The sequence below is a fragment of the Streptomyces sp. NPDC040610 genome (assembly GCF_055594065.1).
In genome coordinates this window covers 25,014-47,243 of sequence record NZ_JBVIXA010000019.1, presented here as the reverse complement: position 1 = coordinate 47,243, position 22,230 = coordinate 25,014, and the positions used below count along the sequence as shown (strand labels likewise).

The following is a 22,230-nucleotide window of genomic DNA, read 5'->3' as shown; positions in this document are numbered from 1 at the left end:
ACCCCGAACGGACGGAGGCAGGATGGCGGAGCCGGACGAGGTGACCCTCGGACGCGTACTGCTGACCGAGTACGAACAGCTGAAGGCGGAGCAGACCGGGCGGATCCGGCTGCGCGACAACCTCCTGTACGCGATGCTCGCCGCCACGGCCGCCGTCATCGCCGCCACGATGCGCACGGGCGACCATCTGGCGCTCCTGCTGCTGTTCCCGCCGATCTCGCTGCTGCTGGGCTGGACGTACCTCGTCAACGACGAGAAGATCTCCGCCATCGGCCGCCATGTGCGCGCCACGCTGGCCCCGCGCCTCGCCGAAGTCCTCGACGTGGACGAGGAGATCCTCACCTGGGAGTCGGCCCACCGCGACGACCGCCGCCGGGGCTCGCGCAAGGCCCTGCAGCTCGCCGTGGACCTGCTGGCCTTCACCCTCTCGCCGCTCGCCGCGCTGACCGCCTTCTGGGTGAACGGCCACCTCACCTGGCCGCTGCTCGCCGTCTCGGGGGCGGAGACCGCCGCCGTCGGGGTGCTCGCGTGGCAGATCGTGCTGTACGCCGACCTCGGCCGGGGCTGAGGCCGGTCCCGCGGCACCGTTCGGTCCAAACCCCGCGCCAAGAATCCAACAACCTGCCGACGCAAAGAATTGAGACCGCACCTTCCGCGGGTTGTGATGGACCCATGGAACTTCCCCACCACGAGGACGTGTCCCCCGGCACCGGCGGTCTCGCACCCCGCGCGTGGTACGCGGGCTCGGACGCCGCCGTGCTCTCACTGAACGGGAGCTGGCGGTTCCGGCTCTCCCCCGGCGCGTACGGGCTCGACGAGTCGTTCGCCGCCGCCGGGTTCGACGCCGCGGCCTGGGACGAGGTCGTCGTGCCCGGGCACTGGGTCCTCCAGGGCCACGGCGCGCCCCGCTACACCAACCAGATGTATCCGTTCCCCGTCGACCCGCCGCGGGTGCCGACGGAGAACCCCACGGGTGACCATCTGCGCGGCTTCGACCTGCCCGCGGGGTGGCCCGCGGAGGGGGACGCGGTGCTGCGGTTCGACGGGGTCGATTCGTGCGCGCGGGTGTGGCTGAACGGCACGCCGCTCGGGGACTTCAAGGGCTCGCGGCTCCCGCACGAGTTCACGGTCGGGCAGCTGCTGCGGCCGGAGGGCAACGTCCTCGCCGTGCGCGTGCACCAGTGGTCGTCGGGGTCGTACCTGGAGGACCAGGACCAGTGGTGGCTGCCCGGCATCTTCCGGGACGTGACGCTCCTGCACCGGCCCGAGGGCGCGGCGCGGGACTTCTTCACGCACGCCTCGTACGACCACGAGGCGGGCACGGGCACGCTGCGCGTGGACTCCGACGTGCCGGGCCGGGTGACGGTGCCGGAGCTGGGCGTGGACATCGCGACCGGGCAGAGCGTGACCGTGCCGGTCGAGCCGTGGTCGGCGGAGCGGCCTCGTCTGTACGACGCGCAGCTGGCCACTGCGGGCGAGCGGATCCCGCTGCGGGTGGGCTTCCGGACGGTCGCCCTCACCGACGGGCTGATCACCGTCAACGGGCGGCCGTTGCTGTTCCGGGGCGTGAACCGGCACGAGTTCCACCCGGAGAAGGGCCGCGCCCTCGACCTCGCCACGATGCGCGCGGACGTCCAGCTGATGAAGCAGCACAACATCAACGCCGTCCGCACGTCCCACTACCCGCCGCACCCCGCCTTCCTCGACCTCTGCGACGAGCTGGGCCTGTGGGTGATCGACGAGTGCGACCTGGAGACGCACGGCTTCACGATGCTGGGCTGGCGCGGCAACCCCGTCGACGACGACCGCTGGACCCCGGCCCTCCTCGACCGCGCCGCCCGCACCGTCGAGCGGGACAAGAACCACCCGTCGGTGATCATCTGGTCGCTGGGCAACGAGTGCGGCACCGGCGCGGGCCTGCGCGCGATGGCCGCCTGGATCCGCGACCGCGACCCGGACCGGCTGCTGCACTACGAAGGCGACCCCTCCTGCCAGGACACCGACATGTACTCGCGGATGTACGCCGACCACGCCGAGGTCGAACGCATCGGCCGGGGCGAGGACGAAGGGCCCGAGGCGCGGCGCCGACTGCCGTTCATCCTCTGCGAGTACGGGCACGCCATGGGCAACGGCCCCGGCGGCCTGCGCGAGTACCAGGACCTGTTCGAGCGGTACGAGCGGCTGCAGGGCGGCTTCGTCTGGGAGTGGATCGACCACGGCCTGAAGCACCCGGAGTTCGGGCACGCCTACGGCGGCGACTTCGGCGAGGAGCTGCACGACGGGAACTTCGTCTGCGACGGCCTGTGCTTCCCCGAGCGCGTGCCGTCCCCCGGGCTCCTCGACTACAAGCAGGTCGTCCAGCCGGTGCGGTTCACCTACGACCCGGTGTCCGGCACGGTGTCGGTGACCAACCTGTACGACTTCGCGGACCTGGCGGAGCTGGCGTTCGAGTGGACGTACCTCATGGACGGCCCGGCGCACCCGGTGTCGGGCCCGCTGGACGTGCCGCCCGAGCTGGGCCCCGGCGAGAGCGTCGAGCTGAAGCTGCCCGACCCGCCGCCGGCCGTGGGCGGCGCCGAGATCCGGCTGCACGTGTCGGCCATGGTCTGCGAGGAGACCAACTGGACCTCCCTCGACCATGTGGTGGCCCGCGCCGACTTCGCCGTCACCCCGCGCCCGCCCGTGCCCGTCGCGGACGGCGAACGCCCGCGCCGCCGCGGCTACGACATGGCCCTCGGCCCCGGCCGCTTCGACGCCCGCACGGGCGAGCTGCGCGCCCTGGCCGACCTCACCCTGACCGCCGCCCCGCGCCTGGACGTGTGGCGGGTGCCCACCGACAACGACGACGGCGCGCCCTGGCAGCCCGACACCCGCTACGGCCCGCTGTGGCGCAAGCTGGGCCTGGACCGCATGCAACACCGCCTGGACGACGTCGAGTCGGACGCGGCCGGGCTCACCGTCCGCACCCGGGTCGCCCCGGCCGCCCGCGACCTGGCGCTGCGTACCGTGTACCGCTGGACGTCCGACGGCACGGCCCTGCGGCTCGCGGTGTCGGTGACGCCGGAGGGCGACTGGCAGGTGCCGCTGCCCCGGCTCGGCGTCCGGCTCGGGCTGCCCGCCGCGCTCGGCCACGCGCACTGGTTCGGCGGCGGCCCCGGCGAGGCGTACCCGGACACCAAGTCGGCGTCCGTCGTGAGCCGTTGGTTTCTGCACGTGGACCGGATGCAGACGCCGTACGTCCGGCCGCAGGAGAACGGCGCCCGCGCCGACGTCCGCTGGGCGGAGCTGCGCGACGGCTTCGACGGCGCCGGGGTGCGGATCACCGGCGACCCGGAGTTCTGGTTCACGGCCCGGCGCTGGAGCAGCGCGGAGCTGGACGCGGCGACCCACCGCACGGACCTGAGGCCGGGCCCCACGGTGTGGGTGCACCTCGACCACGGGCAGCGCGGCATCGGCTCGCAGTCGTGCGGCCCCGGGGTGCTGCCGCAGCACGAACTCCACGCGGAACCGGCGGAGTTCACCTTCACCTTCGCCCTGGCCGAACGGGGGCGGTGAGAGAAGCCCGAACGGGGCGGCGCGCCCCGCGGCCACCGGGCCCCGGACCCTTCCTGACCCGGAGAAACCCGTCTGCGGCCGCCTAGACTGGGAAGGACGACGACCCACGCGCCGCCCTGGGGGGAGGGAACATCCCGTGTCACAGCAGCAGTTGGGCCGCAGCCCGGTCCGACCGGATCCCGGGCCGCCGCCCCCGGGCGATTCGCGCCAGGGCCGGTTCGTGGGCTGGCTCGGCGGCTTCGGCTGCGCCGCCGCGGGGTACGCCGTGTTCCAGTCCCTGGTGGGCGTGTTGCCGGAGCTGTCCGGGGACGCCGCGCGGTACGGCGTCGCGGGCGTCAGCGGCGTCGGCACGGCCCTGGCGGCCTGGCTGGCGGCGGCGCTGCTGCGCGCCAGGTCGGGCACGGACGACGACGGCGCGCCGACCGCGCCGCGCACCCCGGCCACCGGCACCGGCGCGGCCGCCCACGCCCCCGGCCCCTTCCCCGCGCTCGCCGCCGCGACGCACCGCACCCTGCACGCCGAACTCGCCGTCCTCGACGACCCCGACCGCGGCCTGCTCAAGGGCTGGCCGCACGCCCTCGACGAGCAGACCCTGCCGGTGCGGCCCACGCCCACCGGCACCGCGTACGGGCTGCACCTCGTCCTCGAACTCGGCGTGCAGGACGGCCGGTTGAACCCCTCGGAGCTGGTGGAGACGCTGTGGCGGCAGCGGCTGCCCGACGGCGGCTGGGCCGCCCGCTCCCAGGGGTCGGTACCGCGGCCCGAGGTGACGGCCCTGGTCCTCGGCGCGCTCGCCCGCGCGGGCGCGGACCCGGCGCGGCTCGCGGACGAGGCGGCGCGCTGCGCGGCCCGCTTCACCGCGGACCTGGAGCCGTCCGGGCTCGCCCGCACGCATGTGGTGACGACGGTGCTCCGGGGCTTGATGCGCGCGGCGCCCGACTCCCCGGCCATCGCCCGGCTGCGGGACGAACTGGTCGACCGGACCATCACCGACCCGGCCCGCGAGCACCGCCGCTGCTGGGGCCCGGCCCTGCGCGGGCCCGCCGCGCACACCACGCGGCCCTCGCCCGCGCACACGGCGCAGGCCGTCGTCGCCCTGGACCGCGCGGCCCGCGTCCTCGGCGAGGACGGCAACACCCGGGCCGCGCGCGAGGACGGCGTCCGCTGGCTCCTGTCCTGCCCGATGCCCGGGCACGAGGCGTGCGCGGACCTGCGCAACACGCAGGAGGAGGTGCGCCGCCCGCACCCGCAGGACTCCTGGCGCCAAGAGGTCCTCTTCGTACGGCACTTCACGGCCGCGTGGATGGTGCGGGCCCTCCTGACGCCCGGGGCGTGGGAGATCGCCGTGACCGAGGACCGGGAGGAGGCGTGGCGGACGCTGCTCGCGGACGCGGTCGCCGGTGTGCTGCGCCAGCAGGACGACGGCATCTGGAACTGGGACGGGCACGATCTCGGCCGTCCGATGTGGATGACCTATCAGGGCCTTTCGGCGCTGCGGGCCCATGCCGTATGGATGTACCAGCCGGACCGCTGAGAGCCTGTCTTCGAACCGGCGCCGCGTCCCGGCGGGCGGGGTCGCGGAACGGACGGAAGGCGGAGTGACCGCATGGGTGGTCGGCACGTGCTGCGGGCCAGGCGGCTGATCGAGGGGGCCCTCGACGGCCTCGGCGGGCAGGCCGGGCGCGACGGCCCCGACGAGGCGGACCTGGTGCGGGCGGCGCGCGCGGTCGTCGCCGAACTGGGCTCCCCGGGGCGGCTCTCGGCGCTCGTGGCGGAGCTGGCGGCGGGCGTCGGCGACCCCTCGGGGTGCGCGCGGCTCTCGTACCGGCACGTCCTCGGCTTCGACAAGCTGCTGCTCGTCCCCGTCGGCACCCGGCACATGCTGCGCGCGCACGTCTGGCACCCCGGATCGCACCGGGCGGGCCGCGAGGACATCCACAACCACCGTTCCGCGCTGGCCTCGTTCGTGGTGCGCGGCACCCTCGGCATGGAGCTGTACGAGACGGCGGGCGACGGCCCGCTGGCGGCCGCGCGCTACCGCGAGTCGCTGTCGGCGGAGGTCAGCGACTGGCTCCTGGAACCCGCGGGCCGGGCCCGGCTGCGGCTGACGCAGACCGCCGAGTACACGACGGGCAGTGGCTACGCCCTGCCGTCGTACGCGCTGCACCGCGCGTGGTGCGCCTCGCCGGGCTCGGCGGTGACGCTGTTCCTGGAGACGGGCTCGGACAGGCGGCGCTACACGGACGTGTTCGCGGGCGGCGGCCGGGACGGGCGGGCGCAGGCGTACGCCAAGGAGCCGTTGGAGGTGGCGGAGTATCTGGCGGAGCTGCGGGCGCTCGCCGAACTGATCGGCGGGAGCGAGGAGTTGGCGCACCCCTAGGCAGCCGGGGGCGCGGTCCTCGGGGCACGGTCGCGGCGCTCAGGGCTCGGTCACGGCCCTCGGGAACCCCGGGTGGTCAGCGGGTGCGCAGGCGGCTCAGCGCCTGGCCCACGATCTCGCGGTTGTAGTCGTCGATCTCGACCGTGTCCAGCTCGCCGGGGGTGAGCCAGCGGTGGTCCTGGTCGGGGTGGGGCAGCGTCACGTCGAAGCTGAGCGGACAGACGAGGAAGTTGTCCTGCCAGTTCTTGACCTCATGCCCTCGGTACTGGCTGACGAAGGAGGACTCGCCGACCTTGCGCACGACCTGGCCGAGCAGTCCGGTCTCCTCCTTCAGCTCGCGCAGCACGCCGTCGCGCGGACTCTCGCCCGGTTCCAGCTTCCCGCAGGGCACCCCCCACACGCGTGGCAGGAACCGCTCCGTCTCACTGCGACGTACGAGCAGCACGCGGCCCCGGTGGGCCACGACGGCTGCCGCCAGATGGTTCTCGCCAGGGATAGCCATGACACCACCGTAGCGAGGAATCGGGGCCCGGGACAGCCACGGACACCGTCCGCGCCCCGCCCGCGCGCCCCCGGCGCGTCCGATTCCTTCAAGACCCGCGCGGAGGCGCTGCCTACGCTTTCCGGCATGAACAGCAACGACACCGCACGGACCACGAACACCCCGGACCCCGCGCCCCGCGTCACGCCCCGCCTCGACATGGTGGGGATCGTCACCTCCGACATGGCGGCGTCCCTCGCCTTCTACCGCAGGCTCGGGCTCGACTTCCCACCCGGCGCCGAGGACCTGCCGCACGCCGAGGCCACCGTCCCCGGCGGCCCGCGCTTCGCCCTCGACACCGAGGCCACCGTCCGCTCCTTCTCCCCCGACTGGGAGCCGGTGGCGGGGGCCGGGCGCATCGGCCTCGCCTTCCACTGCGGTACTCCGGCGGGCGTGGACGCGGTGTACGAGGAGCTGGTGGCCGCCGGGTACCGCTCGGAGCTGAAGCCGTTCGACGCGGTGTGGGGGCAGCGGTACGCGACGGTGCTCGACCCCGACGGCAATGGCGCCGACCTGTTCGCCCCGCTGCCGCACTGACCCCGGCGGCCGCGCCTCCCGTCAGCCGGGGCCGAGCAGCTCGGTGAGCCGCATGCCCGTCAACTCCTTGACGTCCCGGGCCAGATGGGCCTGGTCGGCGAAGCCCGCGGTGGCCGCCGTGTCCGCGTACGGCAGGCCGGAGCGGGCCAGGGCGAGCGCCCGCTGGAGCCGCAGGACGCGCGCGAGGGTCTTGGGGCCGTAGCCGAACGCGGGCAGACAGCGGCGGTGCAGCTGCCGGGCGCCGAGGCCCGCGGCGTCGGCGGTCTCGGCGACCCCGCGGCCCGCGCCGAGCGAGCGTACGACCTCGGTCAGGAGCGGGTCGGGCGGCGGCCGGTCCGCCGCCCGCTCCCCGGCGACGGCCTCCAGCGCGGCCACGGGGTCCTCGGCCGCGTCCACGCACGCGGTGAGCCGGCGCACCTCGGCGGCGCTCCACAGGTCCGCCAACTCCACGCGCCGGTCGCGGAGTTCGTGCGCGGGGGCGCCGAGGACGGCGGGGGCCGTGCCGGGCGCGAAGCGGATGCCGACGTACCGGCCGGGCTCCCGGACCCCGGGCAGATACGCGTGCGTGTCCGGTCCCGCGACGAACAGCCTGCCCTCGGTCCACAGCAGGTCCATGCAGCCGTCGGGCAGGACCGGCGCGGCCGCGGGGGCGGCGTCCGGTGCGGCCGTCTTGGTCCACACGACGGCGCCGGGCAGCACCCCGGAGGGCCGCTCGGCGTACGCGGGCACCGGACCCTCGTCGCTGCCTGTGCCGACCGCCATGTCCCCAGGCTACGACGCGCCCGTGCGGTGTTCCTGCGGGCTGACGCCGTACTCCCGCTTGAAGGCGCTGGACAGGGCGAACGCGCTGCCGTAGCCGACCTTGCGGGCGATCGAGGCGATCGTCAGCTCGCTGTCGCGCAGCAGGTCGGCGGCGAGGGCGAGCCGCCAGCCGGTCAGATACGTCATCGGCGGCTCGCCGACCAGTTCGCTGAAGCGCCGGGCGAGGGCGGCCCGCGAGACGCCCGCCTTGGCGGCGAGCGAGGCGACCGTCCAGGGGTGCGCCGGGTCGTCCTGGAGGAGCCGCAGGACCGGGCCGACGACGGGGTCGCCCATGGCCACGTACCAGGCCGGGGCAGCGGCCTCCGGGCGGGAGAACCAGGCGCGCAGGGCCGCGATGAGCAGCAGGTCCAGGAGGCGGTCGAGGACGACCTCCTGGCCCGGCTCGTCCTTGTCGATCTCCTCCGCGAGGAACGGCGTGAGCGGGCAGTCCCACACCTCTGTCGGCAGGACGAGCAGCGGCGGCAGCGCGTCGAGGAGGCGCCCGGTGATCTCGCCCCGCATCTGGTACGTCCCGATCAGCATCTGGACGTCGCCGTCGGGCTGGCCCCAGCGGCGCAGGCCGAGCATCGCGTAGTGGCCCTCGGGGGCGCCGTTCAGCGGGGCGCAGGACTGGCCGGGGCCGATCTCCCCGAAGGGCGGGGTCGCCCGGTCGCCCGTGACCAGGTAGGGGTCGGGGCCGCGGGCGATGGCCACGTCGCCGGGGCGGATCAGCCGGGGCGGCCGGTCGGGGTGCGGGGTGCCGTCCGCGTTCTCCGGGACGACCCAGGCCTCACCGGCCACCATGATCATGACCGAGACGGGGGCCCGGTCGGCGATCCGGACCGACCAGGGCGGCTCGAAACACGCGCGGAGCATGAAGGCGCCGCGGGCGCGGGGGCCCTCGAGCAGACCTGCGAGTACGTCCATGGGGGCAGCGTAGACGCACGCGTATGCGGGTGAGCCGCTGACGGATGGCTCCCGTGCGGGGACCGGCAGTTGAATGAGGCCATGACGACAAACGAGCAGAACACGCAGCACACGCAGGGCGCTCGGGCGCCGCTCACGATCCTCGTCACCGGGGCGACCGGGCGGGTCGGCAGCCGGGTCGCCGAGGCCGCGCGGGCCGCGGGGCACGAGGTGCGGTCCGCTTCGCGGTCCGGCGCGGTGCGGTTCGACTGGTACGACGCTTCGACCTGGACGGACGCCCTGCGGGGTGCCGACGCCGCGTTCCTCGCCTTCCAGCCCGACGTCGGTGCGCCCGGTGCCGCCGAGGCCGTCGGCGCGTTCGCCCGGCAGGCCGTCGAGCTGGGGGTGCGCCACCTCGTCCTCCTCTCGGCGCGCGGGGAGGACCAGGCCCACGCCACGGAGGACGCCCTCGCGGTGCCCGGGGCGCGGTGGACCGTCGTGCGGGCCAGCTGGTTCGCCCAGAACCTCAGCGAAGGGCCGTTGGCCGACGCCATGCGGGAGAGCGGGGAGCTGGCTTTTCCCGGGGGTGAGGTGCTTGAGCCCTTCATCGACGCGCGGGACATCGCGGATGTCGTCCTCGCCGTGCTCGGCGCGGGTGAGCGGTATGCCGGGCGGGTTCTCGAGGTGAGTGGCGGGCGTCTGCTGTCCTTCCGGGACGCGGTCGCCGAGGTCTCCGCCGCCGTCGGGCGGGAATTCGGGTACGTGCCCGTGCCCGCCCGTGAATACGGTGCCGCCCTGCGTGAATTCGGCGTCCCCGGCGCGGAGGTCGATTTCCTCATCGAGCTCTTCGAAACCAACCTCGACGGTCGCAACGCCCATATCTCCGACGGCGTCCAGGAAATACTCGGCCGCGCCCCGAGGGAATTCTCGGACTTCGTCCGGGAGGGGGCTGCGGCGGAGACCTGGAAGCAGTGACGTCGACCGCGCCCCGGACGGGGCACCCACCTCATCCGGGGGCGTCCGACGGAGCCCAGGGGCTAGGGCTCCTCGGGGTGGTCACCGTTGCGTTTGGGATGGTGCGTGCGGAGGCGGGACGAGACGTCGTCGGGGGGCAGGAAGCGGGACCAGCGCTCGGGGAACTCCGAGGGCATGTCGGGGTCGTCGGGATCCTCGGCGGCCCGCGCGGCCGCCGCCCGCGCGATCAGCTCGGCGGCCTTGGCCTCCCGTACCCGCTCATTGGCCTCACGCGCGGAGGCCGTGGCGACCGACGGCCACACCCGGTCTATGGCGGCGTTGACGGCGGCGCCGACGAGCACGGCGAAGGCGGAGATCCCGATCCACAGGAGCACGGCGACGGGCGCGGCCAACGAGCCGTAGATCGTGGGCCCTTCCACGGTGCTGGTGAGGTAGATGCGCAGCAGGAAGCTGCCGAGCACCCACATGCCGAGGGCGATGAGCGCCCCGGGCATGTCCTCCACCCAGGGCGACCGCACGGGCACGGACACGTGGTAGAGGGTGGTGAGGAAGATGATGGAGAGGAGGGTGACGACGGGCCAGTAGAGGATCTGGACGACCGTCGCCGAGCCCGGCACCAGCTTCACCACCGCGTCCGGCCCGGCCACCATCAGCGGCAGCGCGACGGACCCGATGACGAGGGCGACGAGGAAGAGCCCGAAGGCGAGGAGCCGGGTCTTGACGATGCCGCGGGCACCGTCGAGTCCGTACATGACCGTGATGGTGTCGATGAAGACGTTGACGGCGCGCGAGCCGGACCAGAGGGCGAAGAGGAACCCTATGGAGATGACGTCGGGCCGCCCGACCTTCATGACGTCCTCGAGGATCGGCTGCGCGATCTCGCGGACGCCCTTGTCGGAGAGGATCGTCCGGGATGCTTCCAGGATGTTGTTCTCGACGCTGGTGATGGTGTCCGCGCCGGTCCACCGGTCCACGTACGCGAGCAGCCCGATGAGGCTGAGCAGCAGCGGCGGCACGGACAGCAGCGTGAAGAACGCCGCCTCCGCCGCGAGCCCGAGGACGCGGTACTCGATGCAGGAGTTGACGGTGTCCTTCAGCAGCAGCCAGGCGGTCCTGCGCTTGGAGACGTTGCGGTAGAGAGCGCGGGCCCGTTTCCAGCGACCGTGTGGCCGCCCGGGTGTTTCTTTTGCCTGGTGCACCTCCTTACCGTAGCGGCATGGCAGCCACCACCCACACAGTGACCAACCAGGCTCCGCCCCTGGTGGGATATGACGTCTTCACGTCCGACCGCGCTCTGGTGGAGGGGGTCGAACGGCATCTCGACCCGTCGCTCCTGGAGGCGACCCGCGAGGAGCTGGCCGCGCTCGGCCGCACCGCGGGTTCGGCCCAGGCGCAGGAGTGGGGGGTGCTCGCGAACGAGAATCCGCCCGTTCTGCACACGCATGACCGGTATGGGAACCGGATCGACGAGGTGTCCTTCCATCCGTCCTGGCACCGGCTGCTCGGCAAGGCGGTCGGCGCGGGCCTGACGGCGGCGTGGAACCGCCCGGGCGGGCATGTGCGGCGCGCGGCGGGCTTCCTGGTGTGGACGCAGACGGAGGGCGGGCACGGCTGTCCGGTGTCGATGACGCACGCGGCGGTGCCCGCGCTGCGCGCCGACCCGGCGCTCGCCGCCGAGTGGGAGCCGCGGCTGACGTCCACGGTGTACGACGAGGGGCTGCGGCCGGCCGCGCAGAAGGCGGGCGTGCTCTTCGGGATGGGCATGACGGAGAAGCAGGGCGGCAGTGACGTACGGGCGAATACGACGCGGGCGCGGGCGCTCGCCGAGGACGGCACGTATGAACTCGTCGGGCACAAGTGGTTCTGCTCCGCGCCGATGTCGGACGGTTTCCTCGTCCTCGCGCAGGCGCCGGAAGGGCTCACTTGTTTTCTGGTGCCACGGATCCTCGACGACGGTTCCCGGAACGTATTCGGCATTCAGCGTCTGAAGGACAAACTCGGAAACAAGTCGAACGCCTCCAGCGAGGTCGAATTCGACGGGACCTGGGCGCGCCGGGTCGGGGACGAGGGGCGCGGGGTGCGCACCATCATCGAGATGGTGGCGGCGACCCGGCTCGACTGTGTCATCGGCTCCGCTGCGCTGATGCGGCAGGCGGTGGCGCAGGCCGTGCACCACGCCACGTACCGGGAGGCGTTCGGCGGCAAGCTCGTCGACAAGCCGCTGATGCGCAACGTCTTGGCCGATCTGGCCGTGGAGTCGGAGGCGGCGACGACGCTCGCGCTGCGGCTCGCGGCCGCGTACGACGACGGGAGCGAGCAGGAGCGGGCGTTCCTGCGGCTCGCGGTGCCGGCCGCGAAGTACTGGGTGACGAAGCGGTGCACGCCGCTCGCCGGTGAGGCCCTGGAGTGCCTGGGCGGCAACGGGTACGTCGAGGAGTCGGGGATGCCGCGACTGCTGCGCGAGGCACCGCTGAATTCGATCTGGGAGGGCTCGGGCAACGTCCAGGCCCTCGACGTGCTGCGGGCGTTGCAGCGGGAGCCGCAGGCGCTGGCCGCGTTCCTGGAGGAGGTGGGCGCGGCGCGCGGGGCCGATCACCGCCTGGACGGTGCGATCAAGGGCCTGCTGACCGAGCTGGCGGACCTGAACGGCGTCGAGGCGCGGGCACGGCGCCTGGTGGAGCGGATGGCGCTGGTGCTCCAGGGCTCGCTGCTCGTGCGGCACGCCCCGGCGGAGGTCGCCGATGTGTTCTGCGCGTCCCGGCTCGGCGGGGACTGGGGCGCGGCGTTCGGCACGCTGCCGCACAGCCTGAACCTGGGTGCGGTGGTGGAGCGGGCGGCCGTGCGGCTCTGAGGGGGGTTCGGGCCCGACGGGCGCTGTCACGGGGGTGGTGCTGCGCCGACACGGCACCACCCCCGGTTTTCAGGCCCCGTCGGGACGGGCGCCGCACTGGGCGGCGCACGGCCAAGTTTCAAACACCGCACGACTGTTCGCCAGAGTTGCAGAGGGTTGCAACTCTGGACGGTGTGCGGGTCCGGGATCGTACGACCTGGGTGAAGCATGTCCCTCGGCGCGCCCGGAAGGGCACGATGGATGGCGTGTCCCCCTCTGTCGGCGGGCTCGGGGAGCGGGAGGAACCGGTGATGAACACGCACGCGACGTTCGACCTCGAACGGCTGACGGCCGTGAAGACCGCGCAGGCCGCACAGCTGCTGCGGGAGGTGCGCGACGCCAGGATCGCCGGGCAGCGGCCCCGCGTCGGGCCCCGCCCCGAGATAGGGGCGTCCTGGGACCGGATGCTGGCGAGCGGTGTCGACCCCGAACACGACTTCCGCTCGGGCGTGTTGAGCACGGACGAGGTGGAGCGGCGGCGGCAGGCGTCGCCGCTCAGACATGTGCTTCCGGTGCTGCGCGAGGGGCTGCTCTCGGTCGCGGACGTGGCGCAGCACATCATGGTCGTCGCGGACGCCGAGGGGCGGCTGCTGTGGCGCGAGGGCAACAAGTCGGTGCTGCGGATGGCCGACGGGCACGGCTTCGAGATAGGCGCCGACTGGCGGGAGAGCATCGTCGGCACGAACGGCGTCGGCACGCCGCTGGTGGCCCGGCGCCCCGTGCAGGTCTTCTCCGCCGAGCACTTCGTGCGCACGCACCACCGCTGGACCTGCTCGGGCGCGCCGATCAGCGACCCGAGGGACGGGCGGCTGCTCGGCGTGGTCGACATCAGCGGTCCGCTCGACACCATGCACCCGGCGACGCTCGCCCTGGTCTCCTCGGTCGCCAAGCTCGCCGAGGCACGGCTGCGCGAGGCGCATCTGACGGCCCTGGACCGGCTGCGCTCGGTGGCCGCGCCGGTGCTCGCCCGGATGGCCGGGCGGGCCGTCGCGGTGGACAGCCACGGCTGGACGGCGGCGGTCACGGGCATGCCGCCGGTGGACCGGCTCGCCCTGCCCAAGTCCCTCGCCGACGGCCGCGCCCGGCTGCCCGCGCTCGGCATGTGCACGGTGGCACCGCTGCCCGGCGGCTGGCTGCTGCGCCTGGACGACGAGGAGCGGGACGTGGCCGGGCCGGAGGCCGGGACGCGGGTGGTGGTGGACGTCGCGGCGGCGCACCGCTGGACGGTCACCGTCACCGGCAGCGCGGACTGCTGGACCCATGAACTGTCGCCCCGGCACGCCGAGTTGCTGTATCTGCTTGCCGTGCACCGCTCGGGCCGGACGGCCGCGGGGCTCGCCTCGGACCTGTTCGGCGACCCGGCGCGCACGGTGACGGTCCGCGCGGAGCTGTCCCGCGTGCGGCGCTATCTGGGCGGCCTGCTCGCCCACCGCCCGTACCGCTTCCAGGAGGACACGGACGTCCAGCTGCTGCTCCCCGACGACCCCTCCCGGCTGCTCCCGCACTCCCTCGCCCCCGCGGTGCTGCGGGCGCGGGCGGCGGCGGAGCCTTGACGGGGGCGGGCCCGCTGGGCCGACTTACACGAGTCATGAGGGTCGGCGGCCGCCGCTCCCAGGGCCCGGGGACGGCTCACGCGACCCCCAGGAATCCGCCTTGGCCCGCCCCCACCTCGCATGATTGCCTGACCGGCATGAGTATCACCCTCACCACCTGGTCCCTCGAACAGACCGCCCCGACCGATCTGCTCCCGGCCGCCGCGCCGGACGGCGACATCCGGATCGTGCGGGCCGAGGTGCCGTCACCCGAGTTCAGCCGGTTCCTCTACGCGTCCGTCGGCGCCGACATCACGTGGGTGGACCGGCTCTCCCTCAGCTACGCGCAGTGGCAGGAGCACCTGGCCCGGCCGGGCGTGGAGACCTGGGTGGCCTACGACAGGGGTACCCCCGCAGGGTACGTGGAGCTGGACCCGCAGGACGACGGCGTCGTCGAGATCGTCTACTTCGGCCTCATCCCGGCGTTCCGGGGGCGGCGGATCGGCGGGCACCTCCTGTCGTACGGGACGGCCCGCGCGTGGGACCTCGCGGAGCGGTGGCCCGGGCGGCCGGCCACGAAGCGGGTGTGGCTGCACACGTGCAGCCTCGACGGGGACCATGCGATGGACAACTACCTGCGGCGGGGCTTCAAGCTCTTCCACACGGAGGTCTCGGAGCAGGCCGAGCAGGTCACCCCCGGCCCGTGGCCCGGGGCGGAGGCGCGCGGCTGACGCACGGGACGTCACAGTCACCCTCGGCCGGGGGCGCCCTGATCGGCGCTCCGCGCCTCGTCCTCAAACGCCGGACGGGCTGAAAATCTCCGGCGGCGAAGAGCGCACGGCGGGAAAATCGAGCCCGTCCGGCGATTGAGGACAAGGCGCGGAGCGCCGAAAAAGCGGGGGAACGGGGGCGCGGCCTCCATGGTCTGTCCATGATGCGGGACGCATACGTCCAGGATGCGGACAGAGGTGGACTGCGCCGAAAGGCGCGTGCCACGCTTCCGTCATGTCTCGAGCTGGAACCGCCTTGGTGAGTCGACGTCACGTCGACCTCGGCCGCATGTCCAGCGCCATGTGTCCGGCGAGCTGAGAAACCCAGCACCGCCGCTTTCCCCTGTCTGACCCCATTCCAGCGCACCGCCGCGCCTTCTGCGCGAGTGTGCAGGTCAGAGCCGTTCTCAGCCCGCTGTGAAGGACATACACCCATGGCTGCCAACCCTGAAGACACCGCGACCGCCGCCCCCCGCGCGCCCCGGCGCAAGGCGAGCCGCCACCGTGGCGAGGGCCAGTGGGCTGTCGGTCACTTCACCCCGCTCAACGGAAACGAGCAGTTCAAGAAGGACGACGACGGTCTCAATGTGCGGACACGCATTGAGACGATCTACTCCAAGCGCGGTTTCGACTCCATCGACCCGAACGACCTGCGCGGCCGGATGCGCTGGTGGGGTCTGTACACCCAGCGCAAGCCCGGGATCGACGGCGGCAAGACCGCGATCCTGGAGCCGGAGGAGCTGGACGACGAGTACTTCATGCTGCGGGTGCGCGTCGACGGCGGCCGCCTCACCACCGACCAGCTGCGCGTGATCGGCGAGATCTCGCAGGAGTTCGCACGCGGCACCGCCGACATCACCGACCGGCAGAACATCCAGTACCACTGGATCCGCATCGAGGACATGCCGGAGATCTGGCGCCGCCTGGAGGGCGTGGGTCTGTCCACGACCGAGGCCTGCGGTGACACCCCGCGCGTCATCCTCGGCTCGCCCGTCGCGGGCATCGCCGAGGACGAGATCATCGACGGCACGCCCGCCGTCGACGAGATCCAGCGCCGCATCGTCGGCAACCCGGCCTTCTCGAACCTGCCCCGCAAGTTCAAGTCCGCGATCTCCGGCTCGCCGCTCCTCGACGTGGCGCACGAGATCAACGACATCGCGTTCGTCGGCGTCGTCCACCCCGAGCTGGGCCCCGGCTTCGACCTGTGGGTCGGCGGCGGCCTCTCCACCAACCCCAAGATCGGCCAGCGGCTCGGCGCGTGGGTGCCCCTGGAGGACGTGGCGGACGTCTACGAGGGCGTCATCTCGATCTTCCGCGACTACGGCTACCGCCGGCTGCGCACCCGGGCCCGGCTGAAGTTCCTCGTCGCAGACTGGGGCGTGGCGAAGTTCCGCCAGGTCCTCGAGGACGAGTACCTGCTGCGCAAGCTGGCCGACGGCCCCGCCCCCGCCCAGCCGGTCCAGCGCTGGCGCGACCACGTCGGCGTGCACCGGCAGCAGGACGGCAGGTTCTACGTCGGCTTCGCCCCGCGCGTGGGCCGCGTCGACGGCACCGTACTGACGAAGATCGCCGACCTGGCCGCGGCGCACGGCTCGGGCCGCCTGCGGACCACCGTCGAGCAGAAGATGATCGTGCTCGACGTGGCCGAGGACCAGGTCGACTCGCTGGTCGAGGGCCTGGAGTCGCTGGACCTGACGGTCCGTCCGTCGTCGTTCCGGCGCGGCACGATGGCCTGCACCGGCATCGAGTTCTGCAAGCTCGCGATCGTCGAGACGAAGGCGCGCGGCGCCTCGCTCATCGACGAACTGGAGCGCCGCATCCCGGAGTTCGACGAGCCGATCACCATCAACATCAACGGCTGCCCGAACGCCTGCGCCCGCATCCAGGTCGCCGACATCGGCCTCAAGGGCCAGCTCGTCCTCGACGACGACGGCAACCAGGTCGAGGGCTTCCAGGTGCACCTCGGCGGCGCGCTCGGCCTGGAGGCCGGGTTCGGCCGCAAGGTGCGCGGCCTGAAGGTCACCTCCGCCGAGCTGCCGGACTACGTGGAGCGCGTGCTCAAGCGGTTCCAGGCCGAGCGCGAGGACGGCGAGCGGTTCGCCACCTGGGCGGCCCGGGCCTCCGAGGAGGCGCTGTCGTGAGCGAGCGCGCCGCCCCCTTCTACTGCCCCTACTGCGGCGACGAGGACCTGCGTCCGAGCGAGCAGGGCCACGGCGCGTGGGAATGCGCGGCGTGCAACCGCGCCTTCCAGTTGAAGTTCCTCGGGCTGCTGACCCGTGGACTTCAGCGCAACGACCCTGGAGGGGAACCGATATGACAACAGCTCAGGAGCCCGACACAGCGGCCGCGGCCGAGCTGCGGGCGCTCGCCGAGCAGGCCGGGCGCGACCTGGAGGACGCCTCCGCGCTCGACATCCTCCGCTGGGCCGCGGACACCTTCGGCGCGCGGTTCTGCGTGACCTCGTCGATGGAGGACGCGGTGGTCGCCCATCTGGCCGCGCGCGCCCGGCCCGGCGTGGACGTGGTGTTCCTCGACACCGGCTACCACTTCCCGGAGACCATCGGCACCCGCGACGCCGTCGAGGCCGTCATGGACGTCAACGTCATCACGCTCACACCGGACCTGACCGTGGCCGAGCAGGACGCCGCGTACGGCCCCCGGCTGCACGAGCGCGACCCGGACCTGTGCTGCGCGATGCGCAAGGTCAAGCCCCTCGAAGAGGGCCTGACCGGGTACGTCGCGTGGGCGACCGGCCTGCGCCGCGAGGAGTCCCCGACCCGCGCGAACACGCCGGTCGTCGGCTGGGACGAGAAGCGCCGGAAGGTCAAGGTCTCGCCGATCGCCCGCTGGACGCAGGACGACGTGGACGCGTACGTCACCGAACACGGCGTCCTCACCAATCCGCTGCTCATGGACGGCTACGGCTCCGTGGGCTGCGCGCCCTGCACCCGGCGCCTCCTCGACGGCGAGGACGCCCGCGCGGGACGCTGGGCCGGCCGCGCCAAGACCGAATGCGGGCTGCACGGATGACGGCCCCTCAGACACCTCAGCCGCCGCGAACGTTTCAGGAGACCCACGTGACCGGAGCCACCGTCTGGCTCACGGGCCTGCCCAGCGCGGGCAAGACCACCATCGCCCACGAGCTGGCGCGCACCCTGCGCGCGGGCGGCCACCGGGTGGAGGTCCTCGACGGCGACGAGATCCGCGAGTTCCTCTCCGCGGGCCTCGGCTTCAGCCGCGAGGACCGGCACACCAACGTCCAGCGCATCGGCTTCGTCGCCGAACTCCTCGCCCGCAACGGCGTGTTGGCGCTGGTCCCGGTGATCGCGCCGTTCACGGACAGCCGCGAGGCGGTCCGCAAGCGCCACCAGGCGGGCGGCACCGCCTACTTGGAGGTGCACGTGGCCACGCCGGTGGAGGTCTGCTCCGTACGGGATGTGAAGGGCCTGTACGCCAAGCAGGCCGCGGGCGAGATATCGGGGCTCACCGGTGTCGACGACCCGTACGAGGAGCCCGAGTCGCCCGATCTGCGCATCGAGTCCCAGGACCAGACCGTGCAGGAGTCCGCGGCGGCTGTTCTCGCGCTGCTCAACGAAAGGGGTCTGGCATGACGACCGCCGCCAGCGTCAACGAGGGCACCGGGAACTCCGGTGACGCCGAGGGGAGTCCGGTGGGCGACAGCCCGTACGCGCTGTCGCACCTGGACGCCCTGGAGTCCGAGGCCGTGCACATCTTCCGCGAGGTCGCGGGCGAGTTCGAGCGGCCGGTGATCCTGTTCTCCGGCGGCAAGGACTCCATCGTCATGCTGCATCTGGCGCTGAAGGCCTTCGCCCCGGCGCCGGTCCCCTTCGCGCTCCTGCACGTCGACACCGGGCACAACTTCCCCGAGGTCATCGAGTACCGCGACCGGGTGGTGGCGGAGCACGGGCTGCGCCTGCACGTGGCGTCCGTGCAGGACTACATCGACCGCGGGGTGCTTCGCGAGCGCCCCGACGGCACCCGCAACCCGCTGCAGACGCTGCCGCTCACCGAGAAGATCCAGGCCGAGCGGTTCGACGCGGTCTTCGGCGGCGGGCGGCGCGACGAGGAGAAGGCGCGCGCCAAGGAGCGGGTGTTCTCGCTGCGTGACGAGTTCTCGCAGTGGGACCCGCGCCGCCAGCGCCCCGAGCTGTGGCAGCTGTACAACGGCCGGCACGCCCCCGGCGAGCACGTCCGGGTCTTCCCGCTGTCCAACTGGACCGAGCTGGACGTGTGGCAGTACATCGCCCGCGAGTCCATCGCGCTGCCGGAGATCTACTTCGCGCACGAGCGGGACGTCTTCAAGCGCTCCGGCATGTGGCTGACCGCGGGCGACTGGGGCGGCCCGAAGGACGGCGAGAACGTCGAGCGGCGCCAGGTGCGCTACCGCACGGTCGGCGACATGTCCTGCACCGGCGCCGTCGACTCCGACGCGACCACGCTCGCGGCCGTGATCACCGAGATCGCCGCGTCCCGGCTCACCGAGCGCGGCGCGACCCGCGCCGACGACAAGCTCTCCGAGGCCGCGATGGAAGACCGCAAGCGCGAGGGGTACTTCTAGCCATGACCAGCACCATCGACACCGCCGCCGGAGAACTCGCCGGTCTGTCCGCGACCACGCTGCTGCGGTTCGCCACCGCGGGCTCCGTCGACGACGGCAAGTCCACGCTCGTCGGGCGTCTCCTGCACGACTCCAAGTCGGTCCTCGCCGACCAGCTGGAGGCCGTCGAGCACGCCTCGCGCAGCCGCGGCGCCGAGGGCCCGGACCTGGCGCTGCTCACCGACGGCCTGCGGGCCGAGCGGGAGCAGGGCATCACCATCGACGTGGCGTACCGCTACTTCGCCACGCCCCGGCGCCGCTTCATCCTCGCGGACACCCCGGGCCATGTGCAGTACACCCGCAACATGGTCACCGGCGCCTCGACGGCCGACCTGGCCGTGGTCCTCGTCGACGCCCGCAACGGCGTCATCGAACAGACCCGCCGCCACGCCGCCGTCGCGGCCCTGCTGCGCGTGCCGCACGTGGTGCTCGCCGTGAACAAGATGGACCTGGTCGCGTACGCGGAGCCGGTGTTCGCGAAGATCGCGGAGGACTTCACCGCGTACGCGGGCGAGTTGGGGGTTCCGGAGATCACCGCGATCCCGATCTCCGCGCTCGCCGGGGACAACGTGGTGGAGCCGTCGTCGAACATGGACTGGTACGGCGGCCCGACGGTCCTGGAGCACCTGGAGACCGTGCCCGTCAGCCACGACCTGACGAGCTGCCACGCACGCCTTCCGGTGCAGTACGTGATCCGGCCGCAGACCGCCGAGCACCCGGACTACCGGGGGTACGCGGGCCAGATCGCCGCGGGCACCTTCCGGGTCGGCGAGTCGGTCACCGTGCTGCCGTCGGGCCGGACGTCGAAGGTCGCGGGCATCGACCTGCTCGGCAAGCCCGTGGACGTGGCGTGGACCCCGCAGTCCGTGACCCTGCTCCTGGAGGACGACATCGACGTCTCACGGGGTGATCTGATCGTCCCGAGCAGTGATACGCCGTCGACCACCCAGGACATCGCGGCGACCGTCTGCCATGTCGCGGACACCCCGCTCGTGGTGGGCCAGCGGGTGCTGCTCAAGCACACCACCCGCACGGTCAAGGCGATCGTGAAGCAGATCCCGTCCCGGCTCACGCTGGACGACCTGTCCCAGCATCCGAACCCCGGGCAGCTCGTGGCCAACGACATCGGCCGGGTCCTGGTGCGCACCGCGGAGCCGCTCGCGCTCGACGCGTACGCCGACTCGCGCCGCACCGGTTCCTTCCTGCTCATCGACCCGGCGGACGGCACGACGCTGGCCGCGGGCATGGCGGGCGAGGCCTTCGCCAAGGCAGAGGACGCCCATGGCGCCCCCGCGGACGACGAGGGCTGGGACTTCTGACCATGACCTCCATCGATGTGTACGCGACGTTCGCCAAGGAGGGCGGACGCGTCGGCAGCGGCGCGCTGGGCAGCGGGCAGGGCGGGGTCGCGCGATGTGCGCGCTGACGTACGCGCACTGCCTGCGCGCCCGCACCCCCCGCCGTCCCTTCGCACGCAGACGAAGATCCGCCGACCTGCTCCCGGCCACGCCCTGAGGCTGTGACCGCCGGGCCAACGAGAGGAACCCCTCCCGTGCTCGCCTACCGCTCGTCCCGCACCGCCCGCCGCCGCGGCGCCCTCGGAGCCGCCGCCGCGCTCCCCCTGCTCGCCCTGACCCTCTCCGCCTGCGGCTACGGCTCCGACTCCGACTCCGACGACAGCGGCAAGGCCAAGATCGCCGCCAACGCGAAGAAGATCGAGGGCCTGGACACGGTGAAGATCGGGTACTTCCCGAACCTCACGCACGGCACGGCACTGGTCGGCGACCAGGAAGGCATCCTGCAGAAGGAGCTGGGCGGCACCAAGGCGACGTACGCGCAGTTCAACGCCGGTCCCTCGGAAATCGAGGCGCTGAACTCGAAGTCCATCGACATCGGCTGGATCGGCCCGTCCCCGGCGATCAACGGCTACACCAAGTCCCAGGGCAAGAACCTGCGCATCATCGGCGGTTCGGCGTCCGGCGGCGTGAAGCTCGTGGTGAACCCCGACAAGGTCAAGTCCCTCGACGACGTCAAGGGCAAGAAGATCGCCACGCCGCAGCTGGGCAACACCCAGGACGTGGCCTTCCTCAACTGGGTGAAGGAGAAGGGCTGGAAGGTCGACGCCCAGAGCGGCAAGGGCGACGTCTCCGTGGTCCGCACCGACAACAAGATCACCCCGGACGCCTACAAGTCCGGCTCGATCGACGGCGCGTGGGTGCCGGAGCCGACCGCGTCCAAGCTGGTCGCCGAGGGCGGCAAGGTGCTCCTCGACGAGTCCGACCTGTGGCCGGACAAGAAGTTCGTGATCACCAACATCATCGTGTCGCAGGAGTTCCTGAAGAAGCACCCGAAGGTCGTCGAGGCAGTCCTGCGGGGCTCGGTGAAGACCAACCAGTTCATCAAGGACAACCCGCAGAAGGCGAAGGCCGCGGCCAACGCCAAGCTGAAGCAGCTCTCCGGCAAGGCGCTGCCGCCCGAGGTCATCGACCCGGCGTGGAAGTCGATCCAGTTCACCGACGACCCGCTGGCCGCGACGCTCGACTCCGAGGCCGACCACGCGGTCAAGGCGGGCCTGCTGGAGAAGCCCGACCTGAAGGGCATCTACGACCTGAAGCCGCTCGGCAAGGTCTTGAAGGCGGCGGGCAGGCCCGCGGTCGACGACGCCGGACTCGGCGTCAAGTAGGCACGGAACAGAGCCTGTTCAGGGATCCCAGGAGGTGACGAC

21 protein-coding genes are annotated in these 22,230 nt (G+C 72.8%); 17 read left to right on the top strand and 4 right to left on the bottom strand.

The annotated features are described in order from the left end of the window. Positions 1-22 precede the first annotated feature (22 nt). The 4 genes from ACZ6AA_RS38000 (at position 23) to ACZ6AA_RS37985 (ending at position 5,935) form a co-directional block, all read left to right on the top strand. Positions 23-568 (top strand): hypothetical protein, encoded by a 546-nt coding sequence (locus ACZ6AA_RS38000; protein WP_468461483.1) that lies wholly within the window; start codon positions 23-25, stop codon positions 566-568. Positions 569-672: 104 nt separating this feature from the next. Further along, the gene (locus ACZ6AA_RS37995) at positions 673-3,555 is read left to right on the top strand and encodes a glycoside hydrolase family 2 TIM barrel-domain containing protein (RefSeq protein ID WP_471463016.1); all 2,883 of its coding nucleotides are present in this window, start codon (positions 673-675) and stop codon (positions 3,553-3,555) included. Between the two features lie 136 nt (positions 3,556-3,691). Then, positions 3,692-5,089, top strand: a complete 1,398-nt coding sequence (locus tag ACZ6AA_RS37990; RefSeq protein WP_471463014.1) for a prenyltransferase/squalene oxidase repeat-containing protein — start codon at positions 3,692-3,694, stop codon at positions 5,087-5,089. A gap of 72 nt (positions 5,090-5,161) precedes the next feature. Further along, positions 5,162-5,935, top strand: coding sequence for a hypothetical protein (locus ACZ6AA_RS37985; RefSeq protein ID WP_468455808.1), 774 nt, complete (start codon positions 5,162-5,164; stop codon positions 5,933-5,935). 76 nt (positions 5,936-6,011) lie between these two features. Here the strand turns inward: ACZ6AA_RS37985 and ACZ6AA_RS37980 are convergent, their stop codons facing one another. Beyond that, positions 6,012-6,437, bottom strand: coding sequence for an NUDIX hydrolase (locus tag ACZ6AA_RS37980; RefSeq protein WP_468455810.1), 426 nt, complete (start codon positions 6,435-6,437; stop codon positions 6,012-6,014). Between the two features lie 126 nt (positions 6,438-6,563). Here ACZ6AA_RS37980 and ACZ6AA_RS37975 point away from each other — a divergent pair, with 126 nt between their 5' ends. Further along, the gene (locus ACZ6AA_RS37975; RefSeq protein ID WP_471463012.1) at positions 6,564-7,013 is read left to right on the top strand and encodes a VOC family protein; all 450 of its coding nucleotides are present in this window, start codon (positions 6,564-6,566) and stop codon (positions 7,011-7,013) included. A 21-nt stretch (positions 7,014-7,034) separates the two neighbouring features. On the opposite strand, the gene ACZ6AA_RS37970 is transcribed toward ACZ6AA_RS37975, so the two are convergent. Both ACZ6AA_RS37970 and ACZ6AA_RS37965 read right to left on the bottom strand, forming a co-directional pair. Continuing rightward, entirely contained in the window at positions 7,035-7,775 is a 741-nt protein-coding gene (locus tag ACZ6AA_RS37970; protein WP_471463010.1) for a helix-turn-helix domain-containing protein, read from the bottom strand. Between the two features lie 9 nt (positions 7,776-7,784). Continuing rightward, entirely contained in the window at positions 7,785-8,741 is a 957-nt protein-coding gene (locus tag ACZ6AA_RS37965) for an AraC family transcriptional regulator (protein ID WP_468455816.1), read from the bottom strand. Between the two features lie 81 nt (positions 8,742-8,822). Between ACZ6AA_RS37965 and ACZ6AA_RS37960 the strand changes: the two genes are divergently transcribed. Further along, entirely contained in the window at positions 8,823-9,695 is an 873-nt protein-coding gene (locus ACZ6AA_RS37960; protein WP_471463008.1) for an NmrA family NAD(P)-binding protein, read from the top strand. 62 nt (positions 9,696-9,757) lie between these two features. On the opposite strand, the gene ACZ6AA_RS37955 is transcribed toward ACZ6AA_RS37960, so the two are convergent. Further along, complete coding sequence (locus ACZ6AA_RS37955; RefSeq protein WP_468455820.1) at positions 9,758-10,894, bottom strand: YihY/virulence factor BrkB family protein; 1,137 nt, start codon at positions 10,892-10,894, stop codon at positions 9,758-9,760. 17 nt (positions 10,895-10,911) lie between these two features. Here ACZ6AA_RS37955 and ACZ6AA_RS37950 point away from each other — a divergent pair, with 17 nt between their 5' ends. The 11 genes from ACZ6AA_RS37950 to ACZ6AA_RS37900 all read left to right on the top strand — a co-directional run bounded on the left by ACZ6AA_RS37950 (position 10,912) and on the right by ACZ6AA_RS37900 (position 22,188). Further along, the gene (locus tag ACZ6AA_RS37950) at positions 10,912-12,546 is read left to right on the top strand and encodes an acyl-CoA dehydrogenase family protein (protein ID WP_468455822.1); all 1,635 of its coding nucleotides are present in this window, start codon (positions 10,912-10,914) and stop codon (positions 12,544-12,546) included. 290 nt (positions 12,547-12,836) lie between these two features. Continuing rightward, entirely contained in the window at positions 12,837-14,138 is a 1,302-nt protein-coding gene (locus tag ACZ6AA_RS37945; RefSeq protein WP_468456355.1) for a GAF domain-containing protein, read from the top strand. A 137-nt stretch (positions 14,139-14,275) separates the two neighbouring features. Beyond that, positions 14,276-14,848 (top strand): GNAT family N-acetyltransferase, encoded by a 573-nt coding sequence (locus tag ACZ6AA_RS37940; RefSeq protein ID WP_468455824.1) that lies wholly within the window; start codon positions 14,276-14,278, stop codon positions 14,846-14,848. Between the two features lie 274 nt (positions 14,849-15,122). Then, a complete protein-coding gene (locus ACZ6AA_RS37935) occupies positions 15,123-15,206 on the top strand; it encodes a putative leader peptide (RefSeq protein ID WP_318657890.1) in 84 nt (27 codons plus the stop codon). 115 nt (positions 15,207-15,321) lie between these two features. Then, positions 15,322-17,028 (top strand): nitrite/sulfite reductase, encoded by a 1,707-nt coding sequence (locus ACZ6AA_RS37930; RefSeq protein ID WP_468481087.1) that lies wholly within the window; start codon positions 15,322-15,324, stop codon positions 17,026-17,028. Next, positions 17,025-17,204, top strand: a complete 180-nt coding sequence (locus tag ACZ6AA_RS37925; RefSeq protein WP_385709073.1) for a hypothetical protein — start codon at positions 17,025-17,027, stop codon at positions 17,202-17,204. The genes ACZ6AA_RS37930 and ACZ6AA_RS37925 overlap by 4 nt, the downstream gene beginning before the upstream one ends. Next, a complete protein-coding gene (locus ACZ6AA_RS37920) occupies positions 17,201-17,917 on the top strand; it encodes a phosphoadenylyl-sulfate reductase (protein ID WP_471463005.1) in 717 nt (238 codons plus the stop codon). The genes ACZ6AA_RS37925 and ACZ6AA_RS37920 overlap by 4 nt, the downstream gene beginning before the upstream one ends. After that, on the top strand, positions 17,899-18,498 hold the full coding sequence (cysC, locus tag ACZ6AA_RS37915) for an adenylyl-sulfate kinase (RefSeq protein WP_468455829.1): 600 nt from the start codon (positions 17,899-17,901) through the stop codon (positions 18,496-18,498). Before ACZ6AA_RS37920 ends, cysC begins: the two co-directional genes overlap by 19 nt. Beyond that, complete coding sequence (gene cysD / locus ACZ6AA_RS37910; protein WP_468455831.1) at positions 18,495-19,466, top strand: sulfate adenylyltransferase subunit CysD; 972 nt, start codon at positions 18,495-18,497, stop codon at positions 19,464-19,466. The genes cysC and cysD overlap by 4 nt, the downstream gene beginning before the upstream one ends. Positions 19,467-19,468: 2 nt before the next feature. Next, the gene (locus tag ACZ6AA_RS37905; RefSeq protein ID WP_471463003.1) at positions 19,469-20,824 is read left to right on the top strand and encodes a sulfate adenylyltransferase subunit 1; all 1,356 of its coding nucleotides are present in this window, start codon (positions 19,469-19,471) and stop codon (positions 20,822-20,824) included. 233 nt (positions 20,825-21,057) lie between these two features. Then, a complete protein-coding gene (locus ACZ6AA_RS37900; protein ID WP_468455835.1) occupies positions 21,058-22,188 on the top strand; it encodes an ABC transporter substrate-binding protein in 1,131 nt (376 codons plus the stop codon). Positions 22,189-22,230 lie beyond the last annotated feature (42 nt).